This is a genomic window from Microbacterium sp. K41 (genome assembly GCF_004794395.1).
Taxonomy (GTDB): domain Bacteria; phylum Actinomycetota; class Actinomycetes; order Actinomycetales; family Microbacteriaceae; genus Microbacterium; species Microbacterium sufflavum.
Map to the genome: position 1 here is coordinate 1 of NZ_SSDO01000065.1, position 3489 is coordinate 3489.

4 protein-coding genes are annotated in these 3489 nt (G+C 74.1%); all 4 read left to right on the forward strand.

Going from position 1 to position 3489, the window contains the following annotated elements; translation table 11 throughout:
* Positions 1–817, forward strand: an 817-nt coding sequence (locus DW309_RS19185) for a polysialyltransferase family glycosyltransferase (protein ID WP_240753084.1), incomplete at its 5' end; no start/stop codon positions are given.
* Positions 818–822: 5 nt separating this feature from the next.
* Positions 823–1992, forward strand: coding sequence for an acylneuraminate cytidylyltransferase (locus tag DW309_RS01145; protein WP_136044297.1), 1170 nt, complete (start codon positions 823–825; stop codon positions 1990–1992).
* A 91-nt stretch (positions 1993–2083) separates the two neighbouring features.
* The gene (locus tag DW309_RS01150; RefSeq protein ID WP_136044298.1) at positions 2084–2956 is read left to right on the forward strand and encodes an N-acetylneuraminate synthase family protein; all 873 of its coding nucleotides are present in this window, start codon (positions 2084–2086) and stop codon (positions 2954–2956) included.
* On the forward strand, positions 2953–3489 hold a 537-nt coding region (locus tag DW309_RS01155; protein WP_342590359.1), incomplete at its 3' end, for a DUF6716 putative glycosyltransferase. The genes DW309_RS01150 and DW309_RS01155, both read left to right, overlap by 4 nt.

Consider the following 3489-nt stretch of genomic DNA (forward strand, 5'->3'; position numbering starts at 1 on the left):
GCCCGCGGCCTTCGCGGCGGCGCTGCGGGAGACCGCGACGCCGGAGGTGCCGGAGGTGCCGGCGGACCCGGAGCCGGGACCGTCCACCGTGCTGGTGCTCGGGCAGTACCTGTCGGCGCTCGCGCTGCAGACACCGGCGCAGGAGATCGCGCTGCAGCAGAGCCTGGTCGACCGGGCGGCCGCGTGGGAGCCGGAGCGCATCGTGTTCAAGCCCCATCCGGCGGCGCCGCCCCTGCTCGCCGATGCCGTCCGTGCCAGGGCGCAGTCGCTCGGCATGGCGTTCGAGGAGCACCGCGGCACGGGGCCCGCGGAGCTGGCGGCCGAACGCCTCGATGCGCGGGCCGTGGTCGCGGCGTTCTCCACCGCGCTGCCGACCGTGCACACGGTGTTCGGCCGCGACATCGGTGCCGCCGGGACCGCGGACCTGCTCGGCACGCTCGCGCCGTTCGAGAACAGCAACCGCATCCCGCTCACGATCGTCGACGCCCTCACCCGCACCGACGCCGCGCGGCCGGAGCCGCCCGAGCTGCAGCGCCTCGTCGACGCGGTCGGCTATGCCATGCAGCCGCTCGTCGCCGAGCACCTGCGAGAGCGCGCGGAGGAGTTCCTGCGCGACCTCGACGACGACGAGCGCCGCCGGTACTTCTCGGCGGAACGCCTCACGCAGCTGCGGTTGCCCGGCGCCGCGCCCGCGACCCTGCGACAGCGCCTGCGGCACCCCGCGGGCGGCATCGGGCGGATCGAGGAGTGGCGGCTGACGGCGATCGGGGCACGGCGTCGCGCCGGTCGCGCGTGGCGGGAGATCCGGGGAGGATGACGAGCATGCAGCAGACAGACGAGGGAGCGCCGCGGACGGTGGCGATCATCCCGGCGCGCGGCGGGTCGAAGCAGATCCCGCGCAAGAACCTGGAGCGCGTGGGCGGGGTGCCGCTCGTGGCCAGGGCCGTGCACGCGGCAACGGCCGCCGCGGGCATCGACGCGGTCGTGGTCTCCACCGACGACGACGAGATCGCGGCGGTCGCGGAGACCGCGGGCGCGCGCATCGTCCGGCGCCCCGCGGAGCTGTCGGGCGACACCGCGTCGTCCGAGGCGGCGATCCTCCACGCGCTCGACGAGCTCGAGCGCCGGGGAGAGTCGTTCGCGGTCGTCGCGTTCGTGCAGGCCACGTCGCCCTTCGTGCCGAGCGTGGAGCTGTCCGCCGCCGTCGAGGCCGTGCGGGAGGGCACGGCCGACAGCGCGTTCGCGGCCGTCGAGACGTACGGCTTCCTGTGGCGCACCGGGCCCGACGGGGAGGCGGAGGCGCTCAACCACGACGCGAGCCACCGTCCACGGCGCCAGGACCGTGAGCCGCATCACCTCGAGACCGGGGCGTTCTACGTGTTCCGGGCGGACGGGTTCCGCCGCAGCCGGCACCGCTTCTTCGGCCGCACCCGCATCATCGCGGTGCCCGAGTGGAGCGCGATCGAGATCGACGACGCGGAGCAGCTCGCGGCGGCGCGGGCCCTGGCGGCCCTGCGTGAGACTCCCGCGCGGATCCCGGTGCGCGCGGTGGTCACCGACTTCGACGGCGTCCACACCGACGACACCGCGATCGTCGACGCCGACGGAGGGGAGCGGGTACGGGTGACCCGGGAGGACGGCATGGGCGTCGCGCTGCTGCGCCGCGCCGGCGTGCCGATGCTGATCCTCTCCACCGAGGTCAACCCGGTCGTGCGGGCGAGGGCCGACAAGCTGCGCGTCCCCGTGCTGCACGGCATCGACGACAAGGAGGACGCGCTGCGGCGGTGGGCGCAGGAGCAGGGCATGCCGCTCGCCGACATCGCGTACCTCGGCAACGACGTGAACGACCTCCCGGCGATGCGCATCGTCGGGTGGCCGGTCGCCGTCGCCGACGCGCATCCCCTCGTGCGGGCCGAGGCCAGGGTCGTGCTGCACCGCCGCGGGGGAGACGGTGCGGTCAGGGAGCTCGTCGAACGCGTGTTGTCGAGCTGACCGCCCCCGGTAACCCTCCGGTCGAGGGCCGTTCACCCGCGGCGCGTACTCAGGAAGGACGGCGGCAACCCGCTCGACGACCGGAGGAACCATGACTGTCAGCATCGGCTCGCGTGTGATCGGCGGCGGCCGTCCGGCCTACGTCATCGCGGAGATCGGCCTCAACCACAACGGCGACGTGGACATCGCCAAGCGACTGATCGACGTCGCGGCGCGGGCGGGGGCCGACGCGGTCAAGTTCCAGAAGCGCAGCCCCGAGATCTCCACGCCGGAGCACATGCGCGATGTACCGCGGGAGACGCCGTGGGGTGTCATGAGCTATCTCGACTACCGGCGCCGGGTCGAGTTCGGCCGCGACGAATACGTCGAGATCGGCGACCACGCCACGCTGCTCGGGCTGGACTGGTTCGCGTCGCCGTGGGACGTGCCGAGCGTGGCGTTCCTGGAGGAACTGAACGTCGTGGCGCACAAGGTCGCCTCCGCGAGCCTGACCGACACCCAGCTGCTGACCGCGCTGCGCGAGACGGGCAAGCCCGTGATCCTCTCCACCGGCATGTCCACGATCGAGCAGATCGACCGCGCCCTCGACACCCTCGGCACCGACCGGGTCGTGCTGATGCACGCGACCTCGACGTATCCGCTGGAGCCGGAGGAGGCGAACCTGCGGGTCATCGCGACCCTCCGCGACCGCTACCCGGGCATCCCCGTCGGATACTCGGGCCACGAGCGCGGCCTGCAGATCTCGCTCGCCGCGGTCGCGATGGGCGCCGTCGCGGTCGAACGGCACATCACGCTCGACCGGACGATGTGGGGCTCCGACCACGCCGCGTCGCTGGAGCCGACCGGACTCGAGCACCTGGTGCGCGACATCCGGGTGATCGAGCGGGCGGTGGGCGACGGCGTGAAGCGCGTGTTCGACAGCGAGCGCGCCCCCATGGCCAAGCTGCGTCGCGTGCCGGCATGACCGACGCCTCCGGGCTGCGGGTGGTCGCGGTCGCCGATGCCGACTCGTTCGTGAAGTGGTCTGCCTCGCTGCTCGGCGCGGTGCCCGGTCTGCGCCCGCAGCTGCTGCTGGTGCGCACGCCCCTCACGGTGAGCGCGGAGCAGGAGCGCGCGGCGCGGGAGGGCACCGGGGTCGCGGCGACCGATGTCACCCGGCTCGACCTCGCGCACGTCGCGGCGTGGCTGGACCGGCAGCGGCCCGACGCCGTGCTGCTCGCCGGTCGCGGGCCGTTCGTGCGGCTGCTCGGACGCGTGATCGACTCGCTCGTTCACCGGCCCGTCGTCGTGTCGGGGCTGCCCGGTATGGCGATCCCGGCGCAGCGCGGGGCCCTGGAGTACCGGCGTCACACCGACCTGCTGATCGTGCACTCCCACCGCGAGGTCAGGGCGTTCGCCGAGCTGGGGGAACGGATCGGGGTGCCGGTGCCGCTGGCGCTCGCGACCCTGCCGTTCGCACGGGGCCCGCACGGCGGCCGGAGGCGGGCGGAGCGTGCC